The organism is Sulfitobacter sp. 1A15106 (genome assembly GCF_043556995.1).
GTDB lineage: Bacteria > Pseudomonadota > Alphaproteobacteria > Rhodobacterales > Rhodobacteraceae > Sulfitobacter > Sulfitobacter faviae.
Map to the genome: position 1 here is coordinate 1 of NZ_JBIFFM010000005.1, position 24,879 is coordinate 24,879.

The following is a 24,879-nucleotide window of genomic DNA, read 5'->3' on the forward strand; positions in this document are numbered from 1 at the left end:
GAAGTGTGTTCACATGGGTCAATTCTCAGTGACAATTTATGGGGCTACCGGGTCAGTTCTCAGTGACAATCAACACCTGAAGGTTCTTCTCGAACTTGGCGAAAGCGATTTCTGGATGATCCGCCGCGAAATAGCCTTACTACTTCGTGACCGGGCTGGGGATACAAATCCGGAGCTTCGTGCGGAGGTCGAGGCGCGTGTCAGGTCGAGCGGCGATGCCCATTATTCCCTCTACCCTCTTGAAGAAGGTCAAGTCGACTGGCGTGTGTTTGCCCGTGACGCCGTTGTCTGGCTCCGCCTGCGAATGCTTGATGGGGCTGGCGCTCTCTCAAACGAGGGACGGAAAGAGCTCGACGCGATCGTAGCTCGGAATCCCGACCTCGAACGGGATGTAGAGGATCGCGATTTCTTCGGATCATACACCTCCGGTGTTCGGAGCGTTGTGGGGGACAGCACCGCAATTGTCGAGGCTGATCCAGATGATCGTCTTCAAGCGGCACTGGGACTGAGGGAAAGCCCGGATATCGAACGTCAAATGGGGTGGAGCGCATTTTGTGGCTCGGACCCAAGGGGGGCGCTCGAGACACTGTCGGGTGCCGAGCTATCGTCGCCAAACATTGGCCTCTGGGATGATCTGCTCGAAAGCTTGGCGTTCCGAAATCAAGATGAAGACGCAGCACTTCGAAATGACCTCACCAAGCGTGCAATTGCCCATCTCGCAGCATTGAATCCCGATGACCTGCGCCCCGTTGCCGGGAGTGTCGTCAATCTCCTTCTGTTCGGGCCGAGGGAGGAAATTGACCACCTGGAAGACTGGTGCGATCGTCTTTGGGAGGCGCTTCGGACAAAAGAAGACGAGGTCGATTTCGATGGGGATCTCTACGAGGTTGCGCTCAATCATCCGGTCGGTCGTTTCTCACGCATCTTGCTTGCGGAACACAGTCGCGAACGTGACGCGGCGGGGCCCGAACAAGATCGGCAACGCGAACGCCTCGCGGCTATGGTCGCGGACGATGGTCCGGCAGGCATCATCAGCCGTGCCCTACTCATCAAGGAAATTGCGTTCGTGCTCCTTGCTGATGCACAGCTGGTCAAGGACGGTCTGCTGCCTCGCCTTGCAACTGAGGATGAGCAGGGACGTTGCCTGCGGGCAGTCTTGGTATCCCATGCCAGTATCACACCAGACGTCACCATGGTGGCGCCTGATGCGATCCTTCGTGGTGTCACCGAAGCCCGACCCGATAGTAGCTCAGCGAGGCAGATTGCAGCCGGCATTCTGCGGCCAGCAATTGCGTCAGTGCGTGAAAAAGATCCCGGCCGATGGGGCATTGGCGAGGTAGACGTCCGGCGTGCCTTGCGGGCATCAGTGCTCGAAGTTCGAACTGGCGCACTCGGCATCCTCGCACAATGGATGAAAAACGATGAAGCCGGAGGCGAGGTAGCCTGGGAGAAACTGGCCGCTCCCTTTTTCGACAGGGTCTGGCCACCGGAGCGGCGCTTCGTTGACGAAGCACTGAACCACGACCTCATGTCTATTGCAGTCAGTTCAGGGAAGCGTTTCCCGGATGCGCTGAAGAAACTGCGGCCATTTTTCCATGCCAATGCGCGCGTTCGAGGTAACCTGTATCCTTGCATCGCAGGCGCGGCGCCGGAAGAATTCCCCCGGCAAGTGCTCGATCTCCTCTGGCTGATCTATGGGCCGAAGGGCGAGACCAACTGCGAGATGGCTGAGGTCCTCGACCGCCTTGTGAAGGCGGATCCTGACATCGAAGTGGACCGACGGTTCCAGTCACTTGAGCAGCGCACAACCCGCCATTGCTGATTGGTAGTTTCGTTCTGAGGGTTTGGTTTGGATGACGGTGCTGTTCAGGGCGTGAGCCATCGGGTCCCCTTGCTACGTTGCGGAAACGATCCGGAGTAGGCGCACGCCGCTTCTCGGCCACTACCGCCGTAGAATTCTTTCCACCCGCGCAACATTATGGGCAAATCGCGCAGACTTATGGGGGCCGCGCACGACTATGCGCGATCCTACACCCCCTCAAAAATCCAAATTCTCCACGCTCAGCGCGTTCTGCTGGATGAACTCGCGGCGCGGCTCGACCACGTCGCCCATCAGCTTGGTGAAGAGATCGTCCGCCTCGGCCATATCCTCCACGCGGACCTGCAGCAGCGTGCGGGCGTCTGGGTCTAGGGTGGTTTCCCACAGCTGATCGGGGTTCATCTCGCCCAGACCCTTGTAGCGTTGCAGCGACAGGCCTTTCTCGCCCTCGGCAAGGATCGCGTTGAGCAGGTCCATGGGGCCATAGATCATCTGGCTGCGGTCCTTGCGGATCAGCTTGGCGGGTTGGTCGTAGACCTCTTGCAGATGCTGCGTGAAGCTGCCGGATTTCTTCGCCTCGCCTGAGCGCAGCATGCGGCCGTCGAGGGTGCGGACCTCCTCCACGCCGCGCAGGATGCGGGCGAGGCGGATGCCGTGGTCTTGGGTGATGCGCCCCTGCCAGCCGCGCTCGTATTCCAGCGCGATCAGGTTCAAACGGTCGGCGACCTTGTCGGCCACGCCCTGCAGGTCGCTGTCCACCGCGCCCTCGACAAAGGCGCCGGCGATGGCGGCCTGTTCGAGGATGTGGCGCGGGTAGTGGGTCGGGAAAGCCTCCAGCACGCGTTTTAGCTGGCGCGCCATGTCAACCACGCGGGTGAGGTCTTGGCCGGTGATTTCTTCGCCGTTGCCTTGGCGCAGCATGGCGCCGTCGACACCCTGCTGGATCAGGTAGTCCTCCATCGCGGCCTCATCCTTGAGGTAGACCTCGGACTTTCCGCGCGAGACTTTGTAGAGCGGCGGCTGCGCGATGTAGAGGTGGCCGTTCTCGATAAGTTCGGGCATCTGGCGGTAGAAGAAGGTCAGCAAAAGCGTCCGGATATGCGCGCCGTCGACGTCGGCGTCGGTCATGATGACGATCTTGTGGTAGCGCAGCTTGTCGATGTTGAACTCGTCGCGCCCGATCCCGGTGCCGAGCGCCATGACGAGGTTGCCGATCTCTTGGCTGCCCAGCATCCGGTCGAAACGCGCGCGCTCCACGTTGAGGATCTTGCCCTTGAGCGGCAGGATCGCCTGCGTCTGCCGGTCGCGCCCGGTCTGGGCCGAGCCGCCCGCGCTGTCCCCCTCGACGAGGAAGACTTCGGTCTTGGCCGGGTCTTTCTCCGAGCAATCCTTGAGCTTGCCGGCGAGGAAGTTGACGTCCATCGCCGTCTTGCGCCGGGTCAACTCGCGCGCCTTGCGGGCCGCCTCGCGGGCCTGTGCGGCCTCCACGATTTTGCCGACGATCTGCTTGGCCTCGCTGGGGTTCTCCTCGAACCATTCGGCGAGACGCTCGTTCATCAGCCCTTCGACCGCCGGGCGCACCTCCGACGAGACCAGCTTGTCCTTGGTCTGTGATGAGAACTTCGGATCGGGCACTTTCACCGACAGCACGCAGGTCAGACCCTCGCGGGCGTCGTCGCCGGTAAAGCTGATCTTCTCCTTCTTGGCGATGCCGCTGGTCTGGGCATAGGCGTTGATCGTGCGCGTCAGCGCGCCGCGGAAGCCCGCCATATGGGTGCCGCCGTCGCGCTGCGGGATGTTGTTGGTGAAGGGCAGCACCGTCTCGTGGTAGCTGTCGTTCCACCACATGGCGACCTCGATGCCGATGTCGTCCCGCTCCCCGGTGATGAAGATCGGCTCGTCCATGACCGCGTGTTTGTGCCGGTCGAGGTATTTGACGAATTCCTTCACGCCGCCTTCGTAGTAGAGCTCGGTCTGCAGTGGCTCGACGGGGCGTTCGTCCTTCAGGATGATGCGCACGCCGGAGTTCAGGAAGGCCAGTTCGCGCAGGCGCTTTTCCAGCGTCTCGAAGCTGTAGTCGATGTTCGAGAATGTCTCGGTCGAGGCCATGAAGCGCACCTCGGTGCCGGTGCGGTCGGTCTCGCCCACGACTTCGAGGTGTTTGGTGGTGAAGCCCCCCTCGAAGCGCGCGATATGTTCTTTGCCCTCGCGCCAAATGCGCAGTTCCAGCCAGTCCGAAAGCGCGTTCACGACCGAGACGCCGACCCCGTGCAGACCGCCCGAGACCTTGTAGGAGTTGCTGTCGAACTTCCCGCCCGCGTGCAGCTGGGTCATGATGACCTCGGCCGCCGAGACGCCTTCCTCCTCGTGGATGCCCACGGGGATGCCGCGGCCATTGTCGCTGACCGATACGCTGGAATCCGCGTGGATCGTGACCGTCACCGCGTCGGCGTGACCGGCCAGCGCCTCGTCAATGCCGTTGTCCACGACCTCATACACCATGTGGTGCAGGCCCGAGCCGTCATCGGTGTCCCCGATATACATGCCGGGGCGTTTGCGAACGGCCTCCAACCCTTTGAGAACCTTGATGGAATCGGCACCGTATTCCTGTGGTGTCAGATCAGTGTCGGACATGCGGAAAAAACCCTTATCGTTTGCCCGATTTATAGTGTTTTCGACCGGCATTGTCACGCGAATGACACAAGATTTTGTGTCAGGCGAAGGGGATGATCAGGCCCACGAAAACCAGCATCGCGCCGGAGATCAGATTGATCCGTCGCAGGGTGCGCGGGGCGGTCAGAAAGCCGCGCAGATGGCCGACCAGCAGCGCGATCACGAGGTTGCCGACAAGCGGCACGATGACCGAGGCGGCGAGGATCAGCCCGATGTCGGGGGCGGTGACCGCGCGCAGATCGAAGAAGCCGGGCAGCACGCCCATGTAGAACAGCACCGCCTTGGGATTGCCGAGGATCGCAATGAGCCCCGCGATGAAACCGGGCCACATGCCGGGGCGGGTGAGGCGGCTGTCGGGGTCGATCTTCGCACCCGCCTGCCGGATCAGGCTCAACCCCATGGCGATGAACACCAGTGCAGCGGTCCAGCGCAGCACCTCCATAAGCGTGTCGAAGGCCGAGACGATCCAAGTGATCCCCAAGATCGCCACCAACGGCCAGAGCATGTCGCCGATCGCGACGCCGAGCGCCAGCGGCCACGCCGCTTGAAAACCGCCCGAGAGTGCCCGGGCCATCATCGCCAGCCAGACCGGGCCGGGGGTGAGAAACAGGATCAGCAGAGCGCCGCAGTAAAGCAGCAGGTCGGTGGGGGAGAGGGTCATGGCTGACGCACCACATTTGAGAGGCCGTCATCCTCGGTGACTTCTACGTATTGCGCGCGGTCCCCAAGGCTGTCGAACAATTCCGGCCCCGTGCCAGTCATCCAGGCCTGCGCGCCGAGCGCCGTGATCTCGTCGTAAAGCGCCGCGCGGCGGCCCGCGTCGAGATGCGCGGCCACTTCGTCCAGCAGCAGGATCGGCGGCGCGCCGAAATCGGCGGCGATGGCGCGGGCATTGGCGAGGATCAGCGAGACCAGCAGCGCCTTCTGCTCCCCGGTGGAGCAATCCCGCGCGGCGATGCCCTTGGCGGCATAGGTGCCTTCCAGATCGGCGCGGTGAGGGCCGATCAAAGTTCGCCCGGCGGCGACATCGCGCATCCGGTTGTCCGACAGCGCCCGGCGCAGCCCCTCGGCACTGTCGGGCATGTCGTTTTGCAGCATCAGCGTGGCGATGGGGAAGGCGGTCTGCGCCTCCTCCTGCGCGCTCGCGAGGGCCGTGAGGGCCTGTTGCCGGTTGGCATGGATCTGCGCCCCGGTCTCGGCCATGCGATCTTCGAGGGCGGCGTACCACGCAGGCTCGCGCACCATGTCCTTCAGCAGGCGGTTGCGCTCGCGCATGGCCTTTTCATAGCTCAGCGACAGTTCGGCGTGATCGGGCAGCATCGACAGGGTCACCCGGTCGAGAAAGCGTCGACGCCCCTCGGCGCCTTCGATCCAGAGCCGATCCATCGCAGGGATGAGCCAGAGCACGCGGGCAATGCGGCCAAGCGCTGTCTGGGCCGCGGCCTTGCCGTCGATCTTAGTCTGCCGGGCGGCGCCGCCTTCGGACCAGATTTCGACCTCGTGGAGTACGCTTGGCCCGTGCAAGACCCCGGTGATTTTCCATCCCAGAGCCTCGGGACGGCGGGTCATGTCTTGCGCGCTGCTGCGCCGCAGCCCGCGTCCGGGCGACAGGAGCGAGATCGCCTCGATCACATTGGTCTTGCCAGCGCCGTTGGGGCCGTAGAGCGCCACGGGACGCGCGTCGACGTCGATCACCGCGCGTTTGTGCGAGCGGAAATGCGACAGGCCAAGGTCGGAGAGATACAGCTGCGCCATTCAGACCCCGTTTTCATCAACAGAAAACGGCGCGGAAATTTTGAAAATTTCCGCCAGCGTCACACGCGCATCGGCATGACGACATAGACCGCCGAGGTATCGGTGCCTTCGCGCATCAGGGTCGGATCGCCCGAGGAGTTGAACAGGAAGACGGCGTTTTCGCGGTCCACCTGGCTCGCGATCTCCAGCAGGTATTTCGCGTTGAAGCCGATCTCGAGCCGCTCGTCGCCGTAGGCCACGGCCAGCTCTTCCTCCGCCGCACCGCTGTCCGGCGCGTTGACCGACAGCACTAGGCGGTCTTCGTCGAGTTGCAGTTTCACGGCGCGCGAACGCTCGGACGAGACGGTCGCCACGCGGTCGACCGCGCGGGCAAAATCGGCAGCGTCAACTTCCATCTTTCGGGTGTTCCCCTGCGGGATCACGCGGGTGTAGTCAGGGAAGGTGCCGTCGATGACCTTGGAGGTCAGCGTGATGGCTGGGGTCGCGAAACGGATCTTGGTCTCGGACACGGACACCGCGATTTCCATCTCATCATCGTCGAGCAGTTTGCGCAGCTCGCCCACGGTCTTGCGGGGCACGATCACGCCGGGCATCTCCGCCGCACCTTCGGGCATCTCGGCGTCGATGCGTGCCAGACGGTGACCGTCGGTCGCCACGCAGCGCAGCGCCTTGCCGCCTTCGGCATCCGCCACATGCAGGTAGACACCGTTGAGGTAATAGCGCGTCTCCTCGGTGGAGATGGCGAATTTCGACTTATCGAACAGGCGGCGCAGCACCGGGGCCGGGGCCGAGAAGTTCGAGGCGTACTCGGAGGACGCCATGACCGGGAAATCCTCGCGCGGCAGCGTCGCCAGCGAGAAGTTCGATCGGCCTGCTTCGACCGTCAGACGGCCGGCGGCGGTGTCCGAGGTGAGGCTGATCAGCGCGCCATCGGGCAGCTTACGCACGATCTCATGCAGCAGCGTGGCCGAAACCGTGGTGGCGCCGGCGCGCTCCACTTGGGCCGCGACTTTGTCGACCACCTCGATATCCAGATCGGTGGCGCGGAAGGAGACATCGCTGCCCTCGGCCTCGATCAGCACGTTGGCGAGGATCGGAATGGTGTTGCGGCGCTCGACCACGGATTGGGCTTGCGAAACGGCTTTGAGCAGTGCCGCGCGTTCGATGCTGAATTTCATATGCCTTCTCCCATACCGACTGCCGGGAGAGGCAAACTACCCGGTTCCCACGCTTACACAAGAACTTTTGTGGCTTTGTTGAAGTGAATGCAAGAGGGGCGCAAGCTGCGCCCCCGATCGCTGTTTGACCGTGTCCTGAGGACAACCCTCAGGCCGCTATGCTTAGGATTCGAGCGCCCGGCGCAGCAGTTCCAGATCCTCGGCGATCTGACCGTCCGAGACCTTGAGTTCTTCGATCCGGCGCACCCCGTGCATGACGGTGGTGTGGTCGCGCCCGCCAAAGCGGCGGCCGATCTCGGGCAGGGAGCGGCTGGTCATCTGCTTGCACAGATACATCGCCACCTGCCGCGGGCGCGCGTAGCTGCGCAGGCGCTTGGGGCCGATCATGTCGCTGAGGCGGATGTTGTAATGGTCAGAAACCTTACGCTGAATTTCCTCGACCGAGATCTTGCGCTCCGAGGCGCGCAGCACGTCGGCCAGACAATCTTGGGTCAGCCCCATGTCGATCTCGCGGCCCACCAGCGAGGCGAAGGCGAAGAGACGGGTCAGCGCACCTTCGAGCACGCGGACGTTCGAGGTGATGCGATGCGCGAGGAATTCCAACACGCCATCGGCGACTTCGAGGTCGGGGTAGGTCTTGCGCTGCACGTCGACCTTGCTTTGCAGGATGCCGAGGCGCAACTCGTAGTCCGTGGGGTGAAGGTCGACGATCAAGCCGCATTGCAGGCGCGATTTCACGCGGTCTTCGAGATCCTTGATCTCACCCGGGGCGCGGTCGGCGGAGATGATGATCTGCTTGTGCTGGTCCACGAGCGCGTTGAACGTGTGGAAGAACTCTTCCTGCGTGGAGTCCTTGCCCGCGATGAACTGCACGTCGTCGACCATCAGCACATCGACGGAGCGGAAGATTTCCTTGAAGTCCATCATCTTGCGGTCGCGCAGGGCCTGCACGAAACGGTACATGAACTGCTCGGCCGAGAGGTAGAGCACGTTCATCTCGGGCTTGCGCTCATGCAGTTCGCGGGCGATCGCGTGCATCAGGTGGGTCTTACCAAGGCCGACGCCCCCATAAAGGAACAGCGGGTTGAAGGTGACGGGGCCGCCTTCGGCGACACGGCGGGCGGCGGCATGGGCCAGTTCGTTGGGCTTGCCGACGACAAAATTGTCAAAGCTGAAGCGCGGGTCGAGCGGGGCGGTGCTGAGCTGCGAATTGGCGGCAGGTTTCGCGGCAGCCGAGGTCTGACGCGCAGCCGGGGCGGGCTTTTCGGCGGCAGGGGTGGGCTGCTGATTCAGGGCAAAGTTCAGACGCGTGGCATCGGTGCCCGTCGCGTTGATCTCATGCAGAATCAGGTCCGAGAAGTTCTGGCTGACGTAGTTGCCGAAGAAATTCGTCGGCACTTTGAGTGTCACGATTCCGTCTTCGACGGCGCCGGGCACAAGCGGTTCAATCCAGGTGGTGTAGTTGTTCTGCCCCACGGTCTTTAGAAGTCGCTCTTTGATCTCGCCCCAGTGATCTAATGTCATCGTGCCTTACGTCCCGCTTTGCTCTTCGCACAGAGGCCGAGTGGATCCCGGCCCTTAATATTGTTTCACCCGGCAACAGGTCATCCACCCGGTCCCACACGGATGACCGACCTGTGTCCTTCGGACTTTTAAAGAATGGCCTGCCCATGAGCCTTCTGTGCCGTAAACCGGCGCAAGAGGCGCTGAACGAACCGTTCGTGTTCTCATCGACAGGGTAAACGTGCTGGCAGCAGCATTCACGATGGTGCGCGGAACCGTCTGTGAACGGTCACTTGCACCCCCCTGAATTTGGCATTCTGCCAGTTGGCTGACGCCGTGTTCAGGGCCTGTCCCCCCAAGCGAAATGAATCGCTGGACCTTTGGTAGCAAGTGTTTCCGGTTCGCTTCAACATATCTTCCATCTTGACTCAGAGATTGCCGGAAAAGAATCTCTGGCGTGTTTTTTTCGCTGCACCCGCACGAAAAAAGGCGCCGCAATGCGGCGCCTCTTGTGTTTCTAAGGGCTTGGCGATGAAGCCAAATTAGCCCAGTGCTTTGACCCGCGCGGACAGGCGCGACATTTTGCGCGACGCGGTATTCTTGTGGAAAACGCCTTTGGTGACGCCGCGCATCAGCTCGGGCTGGGCGGCTTTCAGAGCGGCGGTTGCGGCTTCTTTATCACCGGAGGTGATCGCCTCTTCGACCTTGCGCAGGTAGGTGCGGATGCGCGAACGGCGTGCTTTGTTGATCGCAAAACGCTTTTCGTTTTGACGGGCGCGCTTTGCGGATTGACGGGTGTTTGCCATGAGTATCAGCCTTCGGGTTCATATGTTGCGTAGCAATGCGTGACGCCAACCTGACCGGAAATCCGGACCCCTTTGGGGTAGGTGATTCTAGCCAGAGCGGGCTGCACGCGCATGTATTGGTGCCGCCTATAAGGCAGCGGGCGCGGCAATGCAAGCCGCGCCGGGGGCGACGCTTATTTGTCGCGGAATTGCGCTTCGCGCTTTTCGAGGAAAGCAGACATGCCCTCTTTCTGGTCTTCGGTGTTGAACAGCGAATGGAACATGCGGCGCTCGAACAGCAGCCCCTCGCTCAGCGGCACCTCATAGGCGCGGTTCACGCATTCCTTGACCACGGTGGCCGAGATCATGGATTTCTCGGCGATCTTGGCAGCGGCGCCCATCGCCTCTTCCATCAGCTTTTTCACCGGCACCACGCGCGACACGAGGCCCGAGCGTTCGGCTTCTTCGGCATCCATGAAGCGGCCCGTGAGGTTCATGTCCATCGCCTTGGACTTCCCCACCAGACGGGTCAGACGCTGGGTGCCGCCGATGCCGGCCACGACGCCGAGGTTGATCTCGGGCTGGCCGAACTTGGCGCTTTCAGAGCAGATGATGAAGTCGCACATCATCGCCAACTCGCAGCCCCCGCCGAGGGCATAGCCCGACACGGCCGCGATAATCGGCTTGCGCACGCGCAGAATCTGATCGGTTTCGGGCGTGAAAAGATCCCCCATGAAGACGTCGACAAAGCTTTTCTCGCGCATCATCGCGATATCGGCCCCGGCGGCGAATGCCTTTTCCGAGCCGGTGATGACGATGCAGCGGACCTTGTCGTTTTCCTGCGCGCTTTTCAGCGCCTTGGCGAGTTCACCCAGCAGCGCCTCGTTGAGCGCGTTCAGCGCATCCGGGCGGTTCAGGGTGATCAGGGCCACATGGTTGTCCACGTCCACGGTGATCGTTTCGTAAGCCATCAAGAATGCTCTTTGTTGTTGCGCTCAGGGGAATGTGCATACCACGGCACCCCTATGTTTCAAGCTATCTTTGGCAACGCGGACAATAGAAGGAAGAGCGTCCGCTTTGCACGATGCGCGCGATTGCCCCGTCGCAGCCCGGTCTGCGGCAGGCTTGGCCCTCGCGGCCATAGACGTCGAAACTGTGCTGGAAATAGCCCAATTCGCCATCCGCTTGCCGAAAATCCTTGAGCGACGATCCCCCCGCCGTGATCGCATCCGTCAGCACGTTTCGGATGATCGGCACCAGCCCGGCGACCCGCGCAGCCGAGATGCGCCCGGCCTTGCGGGCCGGGTGAATCCCCGCGCGGTAAAGCGCTTCGCAGACATAGATATTGCCCAAGCCCGCCACGATCCGCTGATCCAGCAGCGCCGATTTGATCGGCGTGTTGCGGCCTTTCAGCGCGGCGACCAGATGCGCTTCGTGAAAGTCGTTGCCCAAGGGTTCCGGCCCGAGCGAGGCCAGCAGCTTGTGTGTTTCGGCCCCGGCGGTGGGCATCAGATCCATCGCGCCGAAACGGCGCGGGTCGTTAAAGGTGATCCGCGCACCGTTACCCATATGCAACACGACATGGTCATGTTTTTCGGGCGCGGGGTGGTTGTGCTGAAACTGCCCCAGAGGGTCGCCCGAAACCAGCATCCGCCCGGACATGCCCAGATGCACCAAGAGCGATTCCCCGCTCGCCAGATCGGCGAGGATGTATTTCGACCGCCGCCGCAGCAGGCCGACGCGCTGCCCTGTCAGCCGCTCCGCCATCCGCTCGGGGAAGGGCCAGCGCAGATCGGGGCGGTTCACCTCGGCGCGGGCGATCACTTGGCCCTCCATCGCGGGGGCCAGCCCCCGGCGGACGGTTTCGACCTCTGGCAGTTCCGGCATCTCGGTTTCCCCTCTGGCTTGCCTGTGACAAAAGGCACGCATTGTCCCTGCCCCCCGGCACCCTATAACAAGGGACAGAACCAGAGGATCGCAAGAGCAGATGACCCAGGACGCTGACAAAACAACCCATTTCGGTTTCGAGACCGTGCCCGAACATGAAAAGGCCGGGCGCGTGCAGGGTGTGTTCAACTCCGTCGCCAGCAAATACGACATCATGAACGATGTGATGAGTATGGGGATCCACCGCGTCTGGAAAGAAGCGATGATGGACTGGCTCGCCCCGCGCCCCGGTCAGAAACTGCTCGATGTGGCGGGGGGCACCGGCGATGTGTCTTTCAAATTCCTCAAACGTGCCGGACACGGCCATGCCACGGTGCTCGACCTGACCGAGCCGATGCTGGTCGAAGGCCGCCAGCGGGCCGAGGCGGACAGGCTGACCGGCAGCCTTGATTGGGTCGTGGGCGACGCGATGGCGCTGCCGTTCCCCGACAACACCTTTGATGTCTACACGATCAGCTTCGGCATCCGAAATGTGACTCGCCCGCAAGAGGCGCTGAACGAGGCGTACCGCGTGCTGCGCCCCGGTGGCCGGCTGATGGTGTTGGAGTTCAGCCAACTGCCCAATCCGGCGATGCAGAAGGCCTATGACCTCTACAGCTTCAATGTGATCCCGCGCATGGGCCAAGCCATCGCGGGCGACCGCGACAGCTATCAATACCTTGTCGAATCGATCCGCAATTTCCCCGATCAAGAGACCTTCCTGTCGATGGTCCGCGCGGCGGGCTTTGGTCAGGCCAAATATCGCAACCTGTCGATGGGGATCGCGGCGCTGCATTCGGGTTGGAAGCTCTGATGCGCGGTCCGCACAACATCTGGCGGTTGATCCGCACGGGCGCGACCTTGGAACGCGCCGGGGCGATGAATGTGGTGCTGGATGCTTTCGATGCCTCCCCGCCGCTGCGTTTCGTGGCCCGCGCGCTTGGTCTTCCGTTCAAATGGCTGGGCTACAAGGGCGACCCGACGATGCCGCCCGCCACCCGCGCGCTTACGGCGCTTGGCCCGGCCTACATCAAATTCGGTCAGGTGCTGTCGACCCGGCCCGACGTGGTGGGTGACGATCTGGCGGTGCAATTGCGCGTGCTGCAAGACAAGTTGCCGCCCTTTGACATGGCGCTGGCCCGCAGCGCGGTCGAGCAAGAGTTGGGCGAGCCGGTCAGCGCGATCTTCTTCGAGTTCAGCGAACCCGTCGCCGCAGCCTCCATCGCGCAGGTGCATCACGCGCGGCTGGCCGAGAGCGGCGAAGAGGTCGCCGTCAAAGTCCTGCGCCCCGGCATCGAAAAAGCCTTCCGCAAGGACATTGACGCCTTCTACCTCGCCGCCCGCATGGCCGAGATTTTCTCGCCCGGGTCGCGCCGCCTGCGCCCGATGGAGGTGATCGAACATTTTGACGGCGTCGTGCGGGGGGAGTTGGACCTGCGGCTCGAAAGTTCCGCCGCGTCGGAGTTCGCGGCCAACACCAAGGATGACGCCGGGTTTCAACTGCCCGAGATCAAATGGAATTATTCGGGCCGCCGCGTGATGACGCTGGGCTGGGCCGATGGGCTGCCGCTGGGCGACAATGCCGCGCTGGATGCGGCGGGGCACGACCGGGTGGCGCTGTCGGAGCGGGTGTTGCAACTCTTCCTTCAGCACGCCCTGCGCGACGGTTATTTCCATGCTGACATGCACCAAGGTAACCTCAAGGTCGCGGCCAATGGTGATATCATCGCCTATGACTTCGGCATCATGGGCCATATCGACAGCTACACCCGCCGGGTCTATGCCGAGATTCTCTATGGCTTCATCCGCCGCGATTACCAGCGCGTCGCCAAGGTGCATTTCGAGGCGGGATATGTCCCCGCCGATAAGGATGTCGATGAATTCGCCCGCGCCCTGCGCGCGGTGGGCGAGCCGATTTTCGGCATGGATGCCACCCGCATTTCCATGGCGCGGCTGCTGACCTATCTCTTTGAAGTGACAGAACGTTTCGGCATGGAGACCCGCACCGAATTGATCCTGCTGCAACGCACCATGGTCGTGGTCGAGGGCGTGGCCCGCTCGCTTAACCCGCATATCAACATCTGGGAAGTCGCCAGCCCCATCGTGACCGACTATATCACCAAGTCGCTCGGTCCGCGGGCCATCGTCTCTGATCTGCGCGACACGGCGATGGTCATGGCCCGTTTCGGCCCTCGCCTGCCCGGGCTGGTCGAGCAGGCGCTGAACCGTCAGACCGAAGAGCAGCCCGAGCGCCAACCGCGTTTCTGGCGCTATATCGCGGCGACTGCGGTGATGTCTGGTGTGGCCGGGGCCACCACAATCGCCCTAATCGGCGCACTGCTTTAGGGCAGGGGGCCGCGCGGCCCCCCGGCCTTTAGGCGATACGTTCGATGGCCATGGCGATGCCTTGCCCGCCGCCGATGCACATGGTGATCAACGCGCGTTTGCCGCCGATCCGCTCCAACTCATACAGCGCCTTTACAGTGATAATCGCCCCCGTCGCGCCGACCGGGTGGCCAAGAGCAATCGCCCCGCCGTTGGGGTTCACTTTTGCGGGGTCAAAGCCTAGTTCCTTGCTCACCGCGAGTGCTTGGCTGGCAAAGGCTTCGTTGCTTTCGATCACATCGAAATCATCGGCTTTCAGCCCGGTCCGCTCCAGCAGGCGGCGGACGGCGGGAACCGGGCCGATGCCCATGACTTCGGGGCGCACGCCGGCGTGGGCGTAGCCGAGGATGCGGGCGCGGGGCGTCAGCCCGGCGGATTTCGCGGCCTCCGCGCGGGCCAGCACCAGCGCCGCCGCACCGTCGTTGATGCCGCTGGCGTTGCCCGCCGTAACGCGGCCGTCTTTCTGGAAGACGGGACGCAGCCCGGCCAGCGCCTCTGCCGTGGTCGCTTTGGGGTGTTCGTCGGTGTCGAAGGGCACCATGTCGCGCTTCACCTTCACATCGACCGGCACGATTTGGTCCTTGAAATGCCCTGCCGCGATGGCCGCCGCCGCGCGTTCTTGGCTTTGCAGGGCGAAAGCGTCCATCTCCTCGCGGGTGATCGTGTGTTCATCCGCCACGTTCTCTGCCGTCACGCCCATATGCCCGGTGCCGAAGGGGCAGTTCAGCGTGCCCAGCAGCATGTCGAGGCTGCGTGCATCGCCCATCTTCTGGCCCCAGCGGGCGTCGGGCAGCACATAGGGCGCGCGCGACATGCTTTCGGCACCACCGGCCAGCGCGAAGTCTGCATCGCCCAGCATCAGGCTCTGGGTGGCCGAGACCAGTGCCTGAACGCCCGAGCCACAAAGACGGTTCACATTCATCGCCGGCACCTCGTCGGGCACGCCCGCGTCGCGCGCGGCGACGCGGCTGAGGTACATGTCGCGCGGCTCAGTGTTGATGACGTTGCCGAAGACGACATGGCCGATCTGCGCCGGATCGACGCCCGCGCGCGCCATTGCTGCCGCCGCGACGGTGCTGCCCAGCTTGGTGGGCGGGATGGCGGCAAGCGCGCCGCCGAAAGTGCCGATGGCGGTGCGTGCGCCGCTCAGGATGACGATATCGTCTGACATGAAACTCTCCTCTAATCGTTGACGGCACTATGGGGGGCGGAGGCGGCAAAGTCAGGAGAAACGTCCCGTCATGCGACAGCTTGACAGGGGCGGGGCGCCGCGCGACATATCCGCCATGACGGACAACACCGACAAGATCCTGACACAGCTGCCCGCCCGCCTGAAAGAGGCGCGGCAGGGGCAGGGGTTGTCGCTCGACGCCGTGGCGAAGCTCTCGGGCGTGTCGCGCTCCATGGTCAGTCAGATCGAGCGCGGCGAATCGAGCCCCACCATCGCGACGCTGTGGAATCTCACCCGCGCGCTTCAGGTGGATTTTGCCGGTCTTCTCGATGCCGCCCCCGGCGAGCCGCAGATCGAGGTGCTGCGCAGTGCCGCCGTGCCGACGATCAGCAATCTGGGCGACGGTTGCCGCATTCGCATCCTGTCCCCGCCCGAGGAGGCCGGGCATCACGAGGTCTACGAGTTGCTTATCGCGGAGGGCGGCGTGCTCGACAGTGCGCCCCACACCCGCGGCGCGCGCGAGCACCTTAGCGTCTTCGAAGGCGCGGTGGAGGTCACCAGCGGCAGCGGGATCGAGCGGCTGCAGGCCGGCGACACCGCGCGCTATGCCGCCGACGTGCCCCATGCGATCCGCGCGACAGAGGGGCCGGTGCGCGCCTTTCTGGTGGTTCAAGACGCCTAGTTTCCGCAATATCGGAAAAATTCCGCCATTCCGGAAATCCTCTATTTCGGAATGTCCTCCGCTATGGTAGAAGCTCCCTGAAAAGGAGAGCCTCATGACCCAAGCATTTCTGTCCCATGTCACCGACACCCTGTCCGAGATCGACGCCGAGGGCATGATGAAGCGCGAGCGGCTCATCACCACCCCGCAGGGCGGCGAGATCGCGGTGGGCGACCGTGAGGTCATCAACCTCTGCGCCAACAACTACCTCGGCCTCGCCGATCACCCCGAGCTTATTGCCGCCGCCAAGGAAGCGATGGAGGAGAAGGGCTTTGGCATGGCCTCGGTCCGTTTCATCTGCGGCACGCAGGACATCCACCGCGAGTTGGAGCAGAAGCTGGCGGGCTTCCTCGGCCACGACGATTCGATCCTCTTCGCCGCCTGTTTCGACGCCAACGGCGGGCTCTTCGAGCCGCTTCTGGGGCCGGAGGACGCGGTCATTTCGGACGCGTTGAACCATGCGTCGATCATCGACGGCATCCGTCTGTGCAAGGCCAAGCGCTACCGCTATGCCAACAGCGACATGGACGACCTGGAGGCCAAGCTGAAACAGGCCCGCGAGGACGGCGCGCGGTTCATCATGATCGCGACCGATGGCGTCTTTTCGATGGACGGCTATCTGGCGAAACTGCCCGAGATCACCGCACTGGCAGAGAAATACGAGGCGCTGGTGATGGTCGACGACTGCCATTCCACCGGCTTCATGGGGCCAAAGGGCGCGGGCACCCCGGCGCATCACGGGGTGAAGGTCGACATCGTGACAGGCACGCTGGGCAAGGCGCTCGGCGGGGCCATCGGCGGCTATATCGCGGGGCCGCAGCCGGTGATCGACCTGCTGCGCCAGCGCGCGCGGCCCTATCTGTTCTCGAACTCGCTGCCCTCGTCCATCGTGCGCGCCGGTATCCGCGCGCTGGAATTGGTGGAAGAGTGCGACGACCTGCGCGCGCGTCTTTTCGAGAATACCGAATACTGGCGCGCGGGGCTGGAGAAGCTGGGCTTCGATCTGCTGCCCGGCGAGCATCCCATCGTGCCGGTCATGCTGGGCGAGGCGCAGCTGGCGCAGGACATGGCGGCGAAGCTTTTCGAGGAAGGCGTCTATGTCTCGGGCTTCTTCTTCCCGGTGGTGCCGCGCGGTCAGGCGCGCATCCGCACCCAGATGAACGCGGCGCTGACGCGCGAGCAGCTTGACCGCGCGCTGAAGGCTTTCGAGATGGCCGGCAAGGCCTGCGGGGTGATCTGATGGCGACGAACGAGATGAAGGCGCTGGCCAAGCTGCACCCCCGCGAGGGGCTGTGGATGACTCATGCGCCGGTGCCGGAAATTGGCCCTGAGGACGTGCTGATCAAGATCAACAAGACCGGCATCTGCGGCACCGACATCCATATCTGGAACTGGGATGACTGGGCCGCCGGGACCGTGCCGGTAGGGCTGATCACCGGCCATGAATTCGCGGGCGAGATCGTCGAACTGGGTCGTAACGTCGAAGGTCTGGAGATCGGCCAGCGCTGCTCGGGCGAGGGCCATCTGATCGGCAAGCAGTCGCGGCAGAGCAGGGCGGGCAAGTTCCACCTCGATCCCGCCACGCGGGGCATCGGAGTGAACGAACAGGGGGCTTTCGCGCAATACCTCAAGCTGCCCGCCTTTAACGTGGTGCCGCTGCCGGATGAGATTTCCGACGACATTGGCGCGATCCTCGATCCTTTGGGCAATGCGGTGCATACCGCGCTCAGCTTCGATCTGGTGGGTGAGGACGTGCTGATCACCGGCGCCGGGCCCATCGGCATCATGGCCGCCGCGGTGGCGCGGCACGTCGGCGCGCGGCATGTGGTGATCACGGATGTGAACCCCGACCGTCTGGCGCTGGCGGAAAAGGTCGCCGACGTGGTGCCGGTGGACGTGGCCAAGGAGGATTTGGCCGAGGTGATCCCGCGGCTGAAGATGAAGCAGGGTTTTGACGTCGGCCTTGAGATGTCGGGCAACCAGCAGGCGCTGGACCAGATGGTCGAGGCGATGACCATGGGCGGGCGCATCGCCATGCTGGGCATCCCGCCGGGCAAGTCGCCGGTGGACTGGAGCCGGATTGTTTTCAAGGCGATCACCATCAAGGGCGTCTATGGCCGCGAGATTTTCGAGACCTGGTACAAGATGATCGCCATGTTGGAGAACGGGCTGGATGTCTCCGCCATCATCACCCACCGCTTCGAGGTGGATGACTTCGAGCAGGGCTTCGCCGCGATGAAATCGGGGCGGTCGGGCAAGGTGGTGCTGGACTGGACCTGAACCGCTCAGGGGCGCAGGCGATTGCGCCCCTGTTGCGTAAGGACCCAAACGTCCTCCCCTTCGAACACCGCTGCGCAGAGCGGTTTGCCATAGCCCGCCCCGGTGTCGAGGTTCACCCGGTTGCCATAGTGCATGGCGCTGTCGACCGGCGTGTGGCCATGGACGATCAGCTTGGGGTGCGGCGCAGTGTATTGGTGAAACTCCTTGCGGATCCACAGCAGATCATTCTCGCGCTGATCGTCCAGCGGCACCTCGGGGCGGATGCCCGCATGGGCAAAGAACAGGCCGGGCGTTTGATGCGACAGGGCGAGGGTCTTAAGGAAATCCACATGGCTCTGCGGCACCGCCTCGCGGGCTTTCTCATGCACCTCTGACATCCGGTCGCGCCCGCTGACCGACACGCCGTAGGAGTTCAGCGTCGTGTCACCGCCCAAACGCGGGTTCAGCCAGTTAAGCTCAACCAGCAGCAGCGGATCGTGGCGGGGGAAATCCTCCATGAACCAGCTGAACATACGGTCGTGATTGCCCATGAGGAAGGTCCAATTGCGGCCCTCGGCCTTGCCTTGGGCCAGCCGCTCGATCACCGCTTTGCTGTCGGGGCCGCGGTCGGTGTAATCGCCCAGAAAGACGATCTGCGCGTCCGGCCCGCCGTCTTCTTCGATGAGGGTCAAAACGCGCTCAAGCTCGGCGGCGTAACCGTGGATGTCTCCGATGGCATAGATGGGGCTGGGCATGATCGTTCCTGTCCTTCTGCACCCTCTCGTGATGCCGCAAAGCGGCGGGGAAGGGAAGGCTTAGGCCCGACAATGTCCCAAAAGCAAAAGCGCCCCACGAGGGGGCGCTTCCAGATTGTGCAGGTCGTGCGGGTCTTAGGCCACGTCGAATTGCAGCGGCTTGATCTGCCGGAACATGCCGGTGTCGCGCAGCTTGCCGATCACCGTCTCGGGCACCTGATCATCGACATAGAGCAGGGCAATCGCCTCGCCCTTGGCGGTGTGGCGGCCAAGAGTAAAGTTGGCGATGTTCACGCCGTTCTCGCCCATGGTCTGGCCCAATGTGCCGATGATGCCCGGCACGTCTTCGTTGGTGGTGTAGAGCATGTGCTCCCCGATCTCGGCGTCGATGGTGATGCCCTTGATCTGGATGAAGCGCGGCTTGCCGTCCGAGAAGACGGTGCCCGCGATGGAGCGCTCGCGCTTCTCGGTCACCACGGTCACCTTGACATAGCCGTCGAAAACGCCGGACTTGTCCTGGTTGGTGGTGCTGATCTGGATGCCTTTCTCACGCGCGACCACGGGGGCGGAGACCATGTTCACGTCCGGGTTGGCGCGTTTCATGATGCCCGCCACGACGCCGCAGTTCAGTGCCTTGAGGTTCATCTTGGCGACCGAGCCGTCGTAGAGGATGTTGATCGCCTTGATCGGCTCATCCGTCATCTGGCCGATGAAGGCACCCAAGTGACCGGCCAGCTTGACCCACGGCCCCATGACCTTGGCCTCCTCGGCGGTGACCGAGGGCATGTTCAGCGCATTGGTGACGGCGCCGGTCAGCAGGTAGTCCGACATCTGTTCGGCCACCTGTAGGGCCACGTTCTCCTGCGCCTCTGTGGTCGCGGCACCGAGGTGCGGGGTGCAGACCACGTTGGGCAGGTTGAAGAGCGGGTTTTCTTTCGCCGGTTCCTCGGCGAAGACGTCGAAGCCCGCGCCCGCCACATGACCCGACTTCAGCAGGTCGGCCAGCGCTTCCTCGTCCACCAGACCGCCGCGGGCGCAGTTGATGATGCGCACGCCGGGCTTGGTTTTTTCAAGGTTCTCGCGGCTGAGGATATTGGCGGTCTGCTCGGTATAGGGCACGTGCAGGGTGATGAAGTCGGCGCGGGAGAGAAGCTCGTCCAGTTCGACCTTCTCGACGCCCATTTTCTCGGCCTTCTCCTCGCCCAAGAAGGGGTCATAGGCCACGACCTTCATCTTCAGCCCGCGCGCGCGGTCGCAGACGATTCCGCCGATGTTGCCCGCGCCGATCACGCCCAGCGTCTTGCCGGTCAGCTCGACGCCCATGAACTTGGACTTCTCCCATTTGCCCGCATGGGTGGAGGCGCTTGCCTCAGGAATCTGCCGCGCCACGGCGAACATCATTGCGATGGCATGTTCGGCGGTGGTGATCATGTTGCCGAAGGGCGTGTTCATCACGATCACGCCCTGTTTCGACGCGGCTTCCTTGTCGATGTTGTCGGTGCCGATGCCCGCGCGGCCAATCACCTTGAGGTTCGGCGCGTTGGCGAGGATCTTTTCCGTCACCTTGGTGGCCGAGCGGATGGCGAGGCCGTCATAGTTGCCGATGATCTCGGCCAGCTTGTCTTTGTCCTTGCCCAGATCGGGCTGAAAATCCACGTCGATGCCGCGGTCGCGGAAGATCTGAACGGCAGCTTCGGAGAGTTTGTCGGAGATGAGTACTTTGGGGGCCATTTGTCTGGTCCTTCATAAACGGGGTCAGCGGTGCGCAGAGACGCGCAGCCGACGAGAGGGGGGAGTAGGGTGCGCGATCCTCGCGCACCATCGCGTCACGCGTTGATTTCGGCTTCGAAAGCCCATTCGAGCCAAGGCAGCATCGCTTCGATGTCCGCCGTCTCGACCGTGCCGCCACACCAGATGCGCAGGCCCGGAGGAGCATCGCGGTAGGCGCCGATGTCCAGCGCTGCGCCCTCTTCCGCCAGCCGCTTGGCCACCGCCTTGGCAAAGGCGGCGCCGTCTGCGATGCGGTCGTCGGTGAACTTCAGGCAGACCGAGGTGTTGGAGCGTGTCGCGGGATCGGTGGCGAGGAAGTCGATCCAGTCATGCGCTTCGACGAAATCAGCCACGGCCTTGGTGTTGGTATCGGCCCGCGCGATTAGGCCTTTCAGGCCGCCCACGGATTTGGCCCAGTCCAGCGCCAGCAGGTAATCCTCGACGCAGAGCATCGACGGCGTGTTGATCGTCTCGCCGCGGAAGATGCCCTCGTTTAGCTTGCCGCCCTTGGTCAGGCGGAAGATCTTAGGCAGCGGCCACGCGGGGGTGTAGCTTTCCAACCGCTCGACAGCACGCGGGCTGAGGATCAGCATGCCATGCGCCGCTTCGCCGCCCAGCACCTTCTGCCAAGAGAAGGTTGTCACATCGAGCTTGTCCCACGGCAGGTCCTGCGCGAAGGCGGCGGAGGTCGCGTCGCAAAGCGTGAGCCCCGCGCGGTCCGCCGGGATCACGTCGCCGGTGGGCACGCGCACGCCAGAGGTCGTGCCGTTCCAGGTAAAGCAGACATCGTTGTCATAGTTCAGCGCGGCCATGTCGACGATCTCGCCATACTCGGCGGTGTGGACCTGCGCCTCGATCTTCAGTTGCTTGACCACATCGGTGACCCAGCCCGCGCCGAAGCTTTCCCAAGCGACCATCTCGGCGGGCCGTTCGCCTAGGAGCGACCACATGGCCATCTCGAAAGCGCCGGTGTCGGAGGCGGGCACGATGCCGATGCGGTAGTCGGCGGGCACGCCGAGCACTTCGCGGGTGGTCTCGATCGCCTTTGCGAGCTTGGCCTTGCCGGGCGCGGCACGGTGGCTGCGGCCCAGCGGAGCATCGCCAAGCTTGGTCAGGTCGAATGTGGGGATTTTGGCGCAGGGGCCGGAGGAGAAACGCGGGTTTGCCGGTACGGCAACAGGTTTCGCTTCCGGGCGCGGTGCCGGTTGTTCAATAGCCATTGATGCTACCCTCTCAGATATTCGCCCTTCGTTGGGGAAGGGTGTCCCACTTGCCGGGATACGCGGGGAGGCCGGGCTGGCGCAAGTCGCAAAATGACGCTAGGACGCCGGTCATGTCGCTTTGCGCGGCGCGAATGATGCGGATCGGAAACTTATGTTCACGGCAATCTTGTTGACCTCCCCCACCAACCCCAGCCTCGACCCCGCGCTGGTGGAAAGCCTGCGCAATGCTTGGGGCGGGGGTGACGCGCTTTGGCTGGCCCCGGATGAGGCGGCGGAGTTTTCGCTGGCCCAGATGCCGGAAAACCGTTGGGATGTCTGGGAAAGCTGCCAGTCCATGGGGGTCGATCTGGTGATCGTGCCGACAGAGGGCCGCCGCAAGAAGATGCTGCTGGCCGATATGGACAGCACAATGATCCAGCAAGAATGTATCGACGAATTGGCTGATGAGGCAGGCGTCGGGGAGCGTGTGAAAGAGATCACCGCCCGCGCTATGAACGGTGAGTTGGATTTCGACGGCGCCCTGCGCGAACGGGTCGGCCTGCTGAAAGGGTTGGAAGCCAGCGTGATCGACAAGGTCTTGGCCGAGCGGATCACCCTGATGCCCGGCGGCGGGGCGCTGGTGGGCACAATGAAGGCCAACGGCGGCTATGCCGCTCTGGTCTCGGGCGGGTTCACCGCCTTCACAGCCAAAGTGGCCGAGATGCTGGGCTTTGATGAGAATCGCGCCAATACGCTGCTGGTTGAACAGGCCGCGCTGACGGGCGATGTGGGGCTTCCGATCCTCGGGCGTGAGGCCAAGGTGACTGCCTTGGAAGAGATCACGGCAAAGCTGGGGATCACCGAGGATCAGGTCATCGCCTTGGGTGATGGTGCCAATGATCTGGGCATGTTGGGGCGCGCGGGCATGGGCGTGGCGCTACATGCAAAGCCTTCTGTCGCGGCGGAATGTGACATCCGCATTAACTTTGGCGATCTGACCGCGCTGCTGTTCGTGCAAGGCTACGCGCGTAGCGAATTTGCAGGCTGAGCCTGCCCGCGTGGCACTGCCGCTTCGTTTCATCCAAGCGGCAGCGCGAGTGGCTTAAAGCAGCCCCGCCGCCGGTTTCAGCATACCGGTTTCAAGCCCGCGCCAGTTCTTGATCGGCGCGTTCATCCGCTTGAGCGCGGCGGGGTGGTTGGCGTCCAGCGCCCCCAGTTTGACCATCAGCGCGGTGATCGCACATTCGGCGGCACGGGTGGTGCCGCAAGCGGCTTTCAATGCAATGCCCAGCTTACGCTCGGGCCAGATGGCAATGAAGAACCCTTCGGCCCCGGTTTTCAACGCGACCTTGCCATCCATCGCCCGCATCAGTTCCGTGCAGGCGCGACCTTCGCCCGCGACGAGTTCGGGGTGCAGGCGCATGGCTTCGTGCAGGCGCGCCTCGGCAGAGCCTTCGGGGGCGGCGGCGAAATGGGCCATGGCGCGGGCCATGCCGTGCAGGGTGCAGGCGTAGTTCGGGGCCGAGCAGCCGTCGATCCCATAGCCGGGGGAGGTTTCTTGAGTGACCGTCTCGAAAGCCTCAAGGCAGGCTTTTTGCACCGCGTGCTCCGGCTTTTCGTAATCTGCGCCGCCGCCCAGATGTTGGTTCAGCGTCAGGAAGCCTGCGTGTTTGCCCGAGCAGTTGTTGTGGATCTGGCAGGGTTTCTCATGGGCGCGGATCAGCCCCTCCATCGCGTCGCGGTCGGCGGGCTCCTGCGGGCCGCAGCGAAAGGCGTCGTCGTCCAGACCCAGCGTGTCGAGCCAGACGCCCACCCGGTCGGTGTGGATGGCGGCCCCTTGGTGCGAGGCGCAGGCCAGCGCCAGTTGCTCGGTGCTCAGCCCCGCCTTGTCGGCCGCGCCGGAATTGATCAGCGGCAGCGCTTGGATCATCTTGGAAGAAGAGCGCGGCAGAATGACCTTTTCCGGGTCGCCCCAAGCCTCGACGATCTGGCCGCTGGCGTCGCAGATCACGGCGTGACCGGAATGCACGCTTTCCAGAAAGGGTCCGCGCCAGATTTCCGCAAAGGGGGCTGCTTTGGTCATGAGGTTCATCCTGTTTCTGGGCGAAAACCTGCCAATCAGGGTTTCGTCGGTCGCGCGTTTGCCGTTATTGTGGTTGGTGTCGAACAGATAACAGACACCCGCAAGAGAGCAACCCGCCCGAGGTTGCCCGGTTGGGGTCTGTGGACGTGTTGAGGTCAAGGACGGCTGGAGGCTGGACAGATGGGAATGATGAAGACATGTGGTCTTGCACTTGGGGCGCTCGCCCTTGTGGCGAGCGGCGCAGTGGCGCAGGAGCAGAGCACCAACCGGGTGGCTGCCAAGACCGACTGGAGCGTCTTTGTAGAAGATAACCCGACGGAATGCTGGGGCGTCTCGACCCCCAAGGAAGTGGTCAACACGCGCGATGGGCGTGTGGTGGCGGTGAACCGGGGCCAGACATTGCTGATGGTATTCTATCGTCCTTCGGCAGAGGCCAAGGGTCAGGTTGCTTTCACCGGCGGCTATCCTTTCGCCTCGGGCTCGACCGTGACGATGAGCATTTCGGGCAATACCTATGAGTTGTTCACCGAAGGCGAATGGGCATGGCCCGCGACAACAGCGGATGACGCCAAGATCATCGCCGCGATGAAACGCGGTGCGGATGCGACGCTGGTCGGCAAGTCTTCGCGCGGGACGCAGACCAAGGACACATTCTCGCTTCTGGGCTTCACCGCTGCGGTGGAAGATGCGGAGAAACGCTGCGGGGGGTGAGCCTCTGCGATTTGAGAGTTTGGGACGGCCTCGCGATTGCGGGGCCGTTTTTGTTTGTGGTGAACGTGCCTCCCGGGCCCGAGACAAGCCGTAGGCGCCGGGCCATCGCCTGGCCGCCCGTCACGCCAGAGGCGTGCCAGACCATGCTGGGCGCACCTTCGGTGCGACCGGGTAGGCGATTTA

General features: G+C 63.3%; 21 protein-coding genes. 8 read left to right on the top strand and 13 right to left on the bottom strand.

The window, feature by feature from the left end:
• The coding region (locus ACGYKA_RS08890; protein ID WP_394411802.1) for a hypothetical protein at positions 1 to 1,822 on the top strand (1,822 nt) is incomplete at its 5' end.
• A gap of 216 nt (positions 1,823 to 2,038) precedes the next feature.
• On the opposite strand, the gene gyrB is transcribed toward ACGYKA_RS08890, so the two are convergent.
• The 8 genes from gyrB to mutM form a co-directional block, all read right to left on the bottom strand.
• Positions 2,039 to 4,453: a DNA topoisomerase (ATP-hydrolyzing) subunit B gene (gyrB, locus tag ACGYKA_RS08895; RefSeq protein ID WP_394411805.1), complete on the bottom strand. Its 2,415-nt coding sequence runs from the start codon at positions 4,451 to 4,453 to the stop codon at positions 2,039 to 2,041.
• A 79-nt stretch (positions 4,454 to 4,532) separates the two neighbouring features.
• Positions 4,533 to 5,153 (bottom strand): LysE family translocator, encoded by a 621-nt coding sequence (locus ACGYKA_RS08900; RefSeq protein ID WP_394411808.1) that lies wholly within the window; start codon positions 5,151 to 5,153, stop codon positions 4,533 to 4,535.
• Positions 5,150 to 6,247: a DNA replication/repair protein RecF gene (gene recF / locus ACGYKA_RS08905; RefSeq protein ID WP_394411811.1), complete on the bottom strand. Its 1,098-nt coding sequence runs from the start codon at positions 6,245 to 6,247 to the stop codon at positions 5,150 to 5,152. The genes ACGYKA_RS08900 and recF overlap by 4 nt, the downstream gene beginning before the upstream one ends.
• Positions 6,248 to 6,306: 59 nt before the next feature.
• Complete coding sequence (gene dnaN, locus ACGYKA_RS08910) at positions 6,307 to 7,425, bottom strand: DNA polymerase III subunit beta (RefSeq protein ID WP_394398095.1); 1,119 nt, start codon at positions 7,423 to 7,425, stop codon at positions 6,307 to 6,309.
• 162 nt (positions 7,426 to 7,587) lie between these two features.
• Positions 7,588 to 8,949, bottom strand: a complete 1,362-nt coding sequence (gene dnaA / locus ACGYKA_RS08915; RefSeq protein WP_136720544.1) for a chromosomal replication initiator protein DnaA — start codon at positions 8,947 to 8,949, stop codon at positions 7,588 to 7,590.
• A 521-nt stretch (positions 8,950 to 9,470) separates the two neighbouring features.
• Positions 9,471 to 9,734: a 30S ribosomal protein S20 gene (gene rpsT / locus ACGYKA_RS08920; protein WP_067261164.1), complete on the bottom strand. Its 264-nt coding sequence runs from the start codon at positions 9,732 to 9,734 to the stop codon at positions 9,471 to 9,473.
• A 173-nt stretch (positions 9,735 to 9,907) separates the two neighbouring features.
• A complete protein-coding gene (locus tag ACGYKA_RS08925; protein WP_067261165.1) occupies positions 9,908 to 10,684 on the bottom strand; it encodes an enoyl-CoA hydratase in 777 nt (258 codons plus the stop codon).
• A gap of 64 nt (positions 10,685 to 10,748) precedes the next feature.
• Positions 10,749 to 11,600, bottom strand: coding sequence for a bifunctional DNA-formamidopyrimidine glycosylase/DNA-(apurinic or apyrimidinic site) lyase (gene mutM / locus ACGYKA_RS08930; RefSeq protein WP_394411814.1), 852 nt, complete (start codon positions 11,598 to 11,600; stop codon positions 10,749 to 10,751).
• A gap of 100 nt (positions 11,601 to 11,700) precedes the next feature.
• Here mutM and ubiE point away from each other — a divergent pair, with 100 nt between their 5' ends.
• The gene (gene ubiE / locus ACGYKA_RS08935; protein WP_067261168.1) at positions 11,701 to 12,453 is read left to right on the top strand and encodes a bifunctional demethylmenaquinone methyltransferase/2-methoxy-6-polyprenyl-1,4-benzoquinol methylase UbiE; all 753 of its coding nucleotides are present in this window, start codon (positions 11,701 to 11,703) and stop codon (positions 12,451 to 12,453) included.
• Positions 12,453 to 13,985 (top strand): 2-polyprenylphenol 6-hydroxylase, encoded by a 1,533-nt coding sequence (gene ubiB / locus ACGYKA_RS08940; protein ID WP_394411817.1) that lies wholly within the window; start codon positions 12,453 to 12,455, stop codon positions 13,983 to 13,985. Before ubiE ends, ubiB begins: the two co-directional genes overlap by 1 nt.
• A gap of 28 nt (positions 13,986 to 14,013) precedes the next feature.
• Here the strand turns inward: ubiB and ACGYKA_RS08945 are convergent, their stop codons facing one another.
• Complete coding sequence (locus ACGYKA_RS08945; RefSeq protein ID WP_394411820.1) at positions 14,014 to 15,195, bottom strand: acetyl-CoA C-acyltransferase family protein; 1,182 nt, start codon at positions 15,193 to 15,195, stop codon at positions 14,014 to 14,016.
• A 115-nt stretch (positions 15,196 to 15,310) separates the two neighbouring features.
• Between ACGYKA_RS08945 and ACGYKA_RS08950 the strand changes: the two genes are divergently transcribed.
• The 3 genes from ACGYKA_RS08950 to tdh all read left to right on the top strand — a co-directional run bounded on the left by ACGYKA_RS08950 (position 15,311) and on the right by tdh (position 18,196).
• A complete protein-coding gene (locus tag ACGYKA_RS08950; protein ID WP_394411823.1) occupies positions 15,311 to 15,877 on the top strand; it encodes a helix-turn-helix domain-containing protein in 567 nt (188 codons plus the stop codon).
• A gap of 94 nt (positions 15,878 to 15,971) precedes the next feature.
• Positions 15,972 to 17,156: a glycine C-acetyltransferase gene (locus ACGYKA_RS08955; RefSeq protein ID WP_394411826.1), complete on the top strand. Its 1,185-nt coding sequence runs from the start codon at positions 15,972 to 15,974 to the stop codon at positions 17,154 to 17,156.
• Positions 17,156 to 18,196, top strand: a complete 1,041-nt coding sequence (gene tdh / locus ACGYKA_RS08960; protein ID WP_394411829.1) for an L-threonine 3-dehydrogenase — start codon at positions 17,156 to 17,158, stop codon at positions 18,194 to 18,196. Before ACGYKA_RS08955 ends, tdh begins: the two co-directional genes overlap by 1 nt.
• A gap of 5 nt (positions 18,197 to 18,201) precedes the next feature.
• Here tdh and ACGYKA_RS08965 read toward each other — a convergent pair whose 3' ends face one another.
• The 3 genes from ACGYKA_RS08965 to ACGYKA_RS08975 form a co-directional block, all read right to left on the bottom strand.
• Positions 18,202 to 18,930 carry a metallophosphoesterase family protein gene (locus tag ACGYKA_RS08965; RefSeq protein ID WP_394411832.1) on the bottom strand — a complete coding sequence of 243 codons (729 nt, stop codon included), beginning with the start codon at positions 18,928 to 18,930 and terminating at the stop codon, positions 18,202 to 18,204.
• A 135-nt stretch (positions 18,931 to 19,065) separates the two neighbouring features.
• Complete coding sequence (gene serA / locus ACGYKA_RS08970) at positions 19,066 to 20,661, bottom strand: phosphoglycerate dehydrogenase (RefSeq protein ID WP_209216830.1); 1,596 nt, start codon at positions 20,659 to 20,661, stop codon at positions 19,066 to 19,068.
• A 95-nt stretch (positions 20,662 to 20,756) separates the two neighbouring features.
• The gene (locus ACGYKA_RS08975; RefSeq protein WP_394411835.1) at positions 20,757 to 21,920 is read right to left on the bottom strand and encodes a phosphoserine transaminase; all 1,164 of its coding nucleotides are present in this window, start codon (positions 21,918 to 21,920) and stop codon (positions 20,757 to 20,759) included.
• 154 nt (positions 21,921 to 22,074) lie between these two features.
• On the opposite strand from ACGYKA_RS08975, the gene serB reads away from it, so the two are divergent.
• The gene (gene serB / locus ACGYKA_RS08980) at positions 22,075 to 22,950 is read left to right on the top strand and encodes a phosphoserine phosphatase SerB (protein WP_394411838.1); all 876 of its coding nucleotides are present in this window, start codon (positions 22,075 to 22,077) and stop codon (positions 22,948 to 22,950) included.
• Positions 22,951 to 23,004: 54 nt separating this feature from the next.
• On the opposite strand, the gene ACGYKA_RS08985 is transcribed toward serB, so the two are convergent.
• Positions 23,005 to 23,985: an asparaginase gene (locus ACGYKA_RS08985; protein ID WP_209216824.1), complete on the bottom strand. Its 981-nt coding sequence runs from the start codon at positions 23,983 to 23,985 to the stop codon at positions 23,005 to 23,007.
• A 186-nt stretch (positions 23,986 to 24,171) separates the two neighbouring features.
• Here ACGYKA_RS08985 and ACGYKA_RS08990 point away from each other — a divergent pair, with 186 nt between their 5' ends.
• Positions 24,172 to 24,696 (top strand): invasion associated locus B family protein, encoded by a 525-nt coding sequence (locus ACGYKA_RS08990; RefSeq protein WP_082851954.1) that lies wholly within the window; start codon positions 24,172 to 24,174, stop codon positions 24,694 to 24,696.
• Positions 24,697 to 24,879: the final 183 nt, after the last annotated feature.

Coding starts and splice junctions, on each gene's coding strand:
- ACGYKA_RS08955 (WP_394411826.1), top strand. CDS start 15,972: ATGACCCAAGCATTTCTGTCCCATGTCACCGACACCCTGTCCGAGATC.
- ACGYKA_RS08950 (WP_394411823.1), top strand. CDS start 15,311: ATGACGGACAACACCGACAAGATCCTGACACAGCTGCCCGCCCGCCTG.
- ubiE (WP_067261168.1), top strand. CDS start 11,701: ATGACCCAGGACGCTGACAAAACAACCCATTTCGGTTTCGAGACCGTG.
- rpsT (WP_067261164.1), bottom strand. CDS start 9,734: ATGGCAAACACCCGTCAATCCGCAAAGCGCGCCCGTCAAAACGAAAAG.
- recF (WP_394411811.1), bottom strand. CDS start 6,247: ATGGCGCAGCTGTATCTCTCCGACCTTGGCCTGTCGCATTTCCGCTCG.
- ACGYKA_RS08900 (WP_394411808.1), bottom strand. CDS start 5,153: ATGACCCTCTCCCCCACCGACCTGCTGCTTTACTGCGGCGCTCTGCTG.
- dnaA (WP_136720544.1), bottom strand. CDS start 8,949: ATGACATTAGATCACTGGGGCGAGATCAAAGAGCGACTTCTAAAGACC.
- ACGYKA_RS08965 (WP_394411832.1), bottom strand. CDS start 18,930: ATGCCCAGCCCCATCTATGCCATCGGAGACATCCACGGTTACGCCGCC.
- dnaN (WP_394398095.1), bottom strand. CDS start 7,425: ATGAAATTCAGCATCGAACGCGCGGCACTGCTCAAAGCCGTTTCGCAA.
- ACGYKA_RS08975 (WP_394411835.1), bottom strand. CDS start 21,920: ATGGCTATTGAACAACCGGCACCGCGCCCGGAAGCGAAACCTGTTGCC.
- serA (WP_209216830.1), bottom strand. CDS start 20,661: ATGGCCCCCAAAGTACTCATCTCCGACAAACTCTCCGAAGCTGCCGTT.
- gyrB (WP_394411805.1), bottom strand. CDS start 4,453: ATGTCCGACACTGATCTGACACCACAGGAATACGGTGCCGATTCCATC.
- serB (WP_394411838.1), top strand. CDS start 22,075: ATGTTCACGGCAATCTTGTTGACCTCCCCCACCAACCCCAGCCTCGAC.
- ACGYKA_RS08990 (WP_082851954.1), top strand. CDS start 24,172: ATGATGAAGACATGTGGTCTTGCACTTGGGGCGCTCGCCCTTGTGGCG.
- ACGYKA_RS08925 (WP_067261165.1), bottom strand. CDS start 10,684: ATGGCTTACGAAACGATCACCGTGGACGTGGACAACCATGTGGCCCTG.
- ACGYKA_RS08945 (WP_394411820.1), bottom strand. CDS start 15,195: ATGTCAGACGATATCGTCATCCTGAGCGGCGCACGCACCGCCATCGGC.
- mutM (WP_394411814.1), bottom strand. CDS start 11,600: ATGCCGGAACTGCCAGAGGTCGAAACCGTCCGCCGGGGGCTGGCCCCC.
- tdh (WP_394411829.1), top strand. CDS start 17,156: ATGGCGACGAACGAGATGAAGGCGCTGGCCAAGCTGCACCCCCGCGAG.
- ACGYKA_RS08985 (WP_209216824.1), bottom strand. CDS start 23,985: ATGACCAAAGCAGCCCCCTTTGCGGAAATCTGGCGCGGACCCTTTCTG.
- ubiB (WP_394411817.1), top strand. CDS start 12,453: ATGCGCGGTCCGCACAACATCTGGCGGTTGATCCGCACGGGCGCGACC.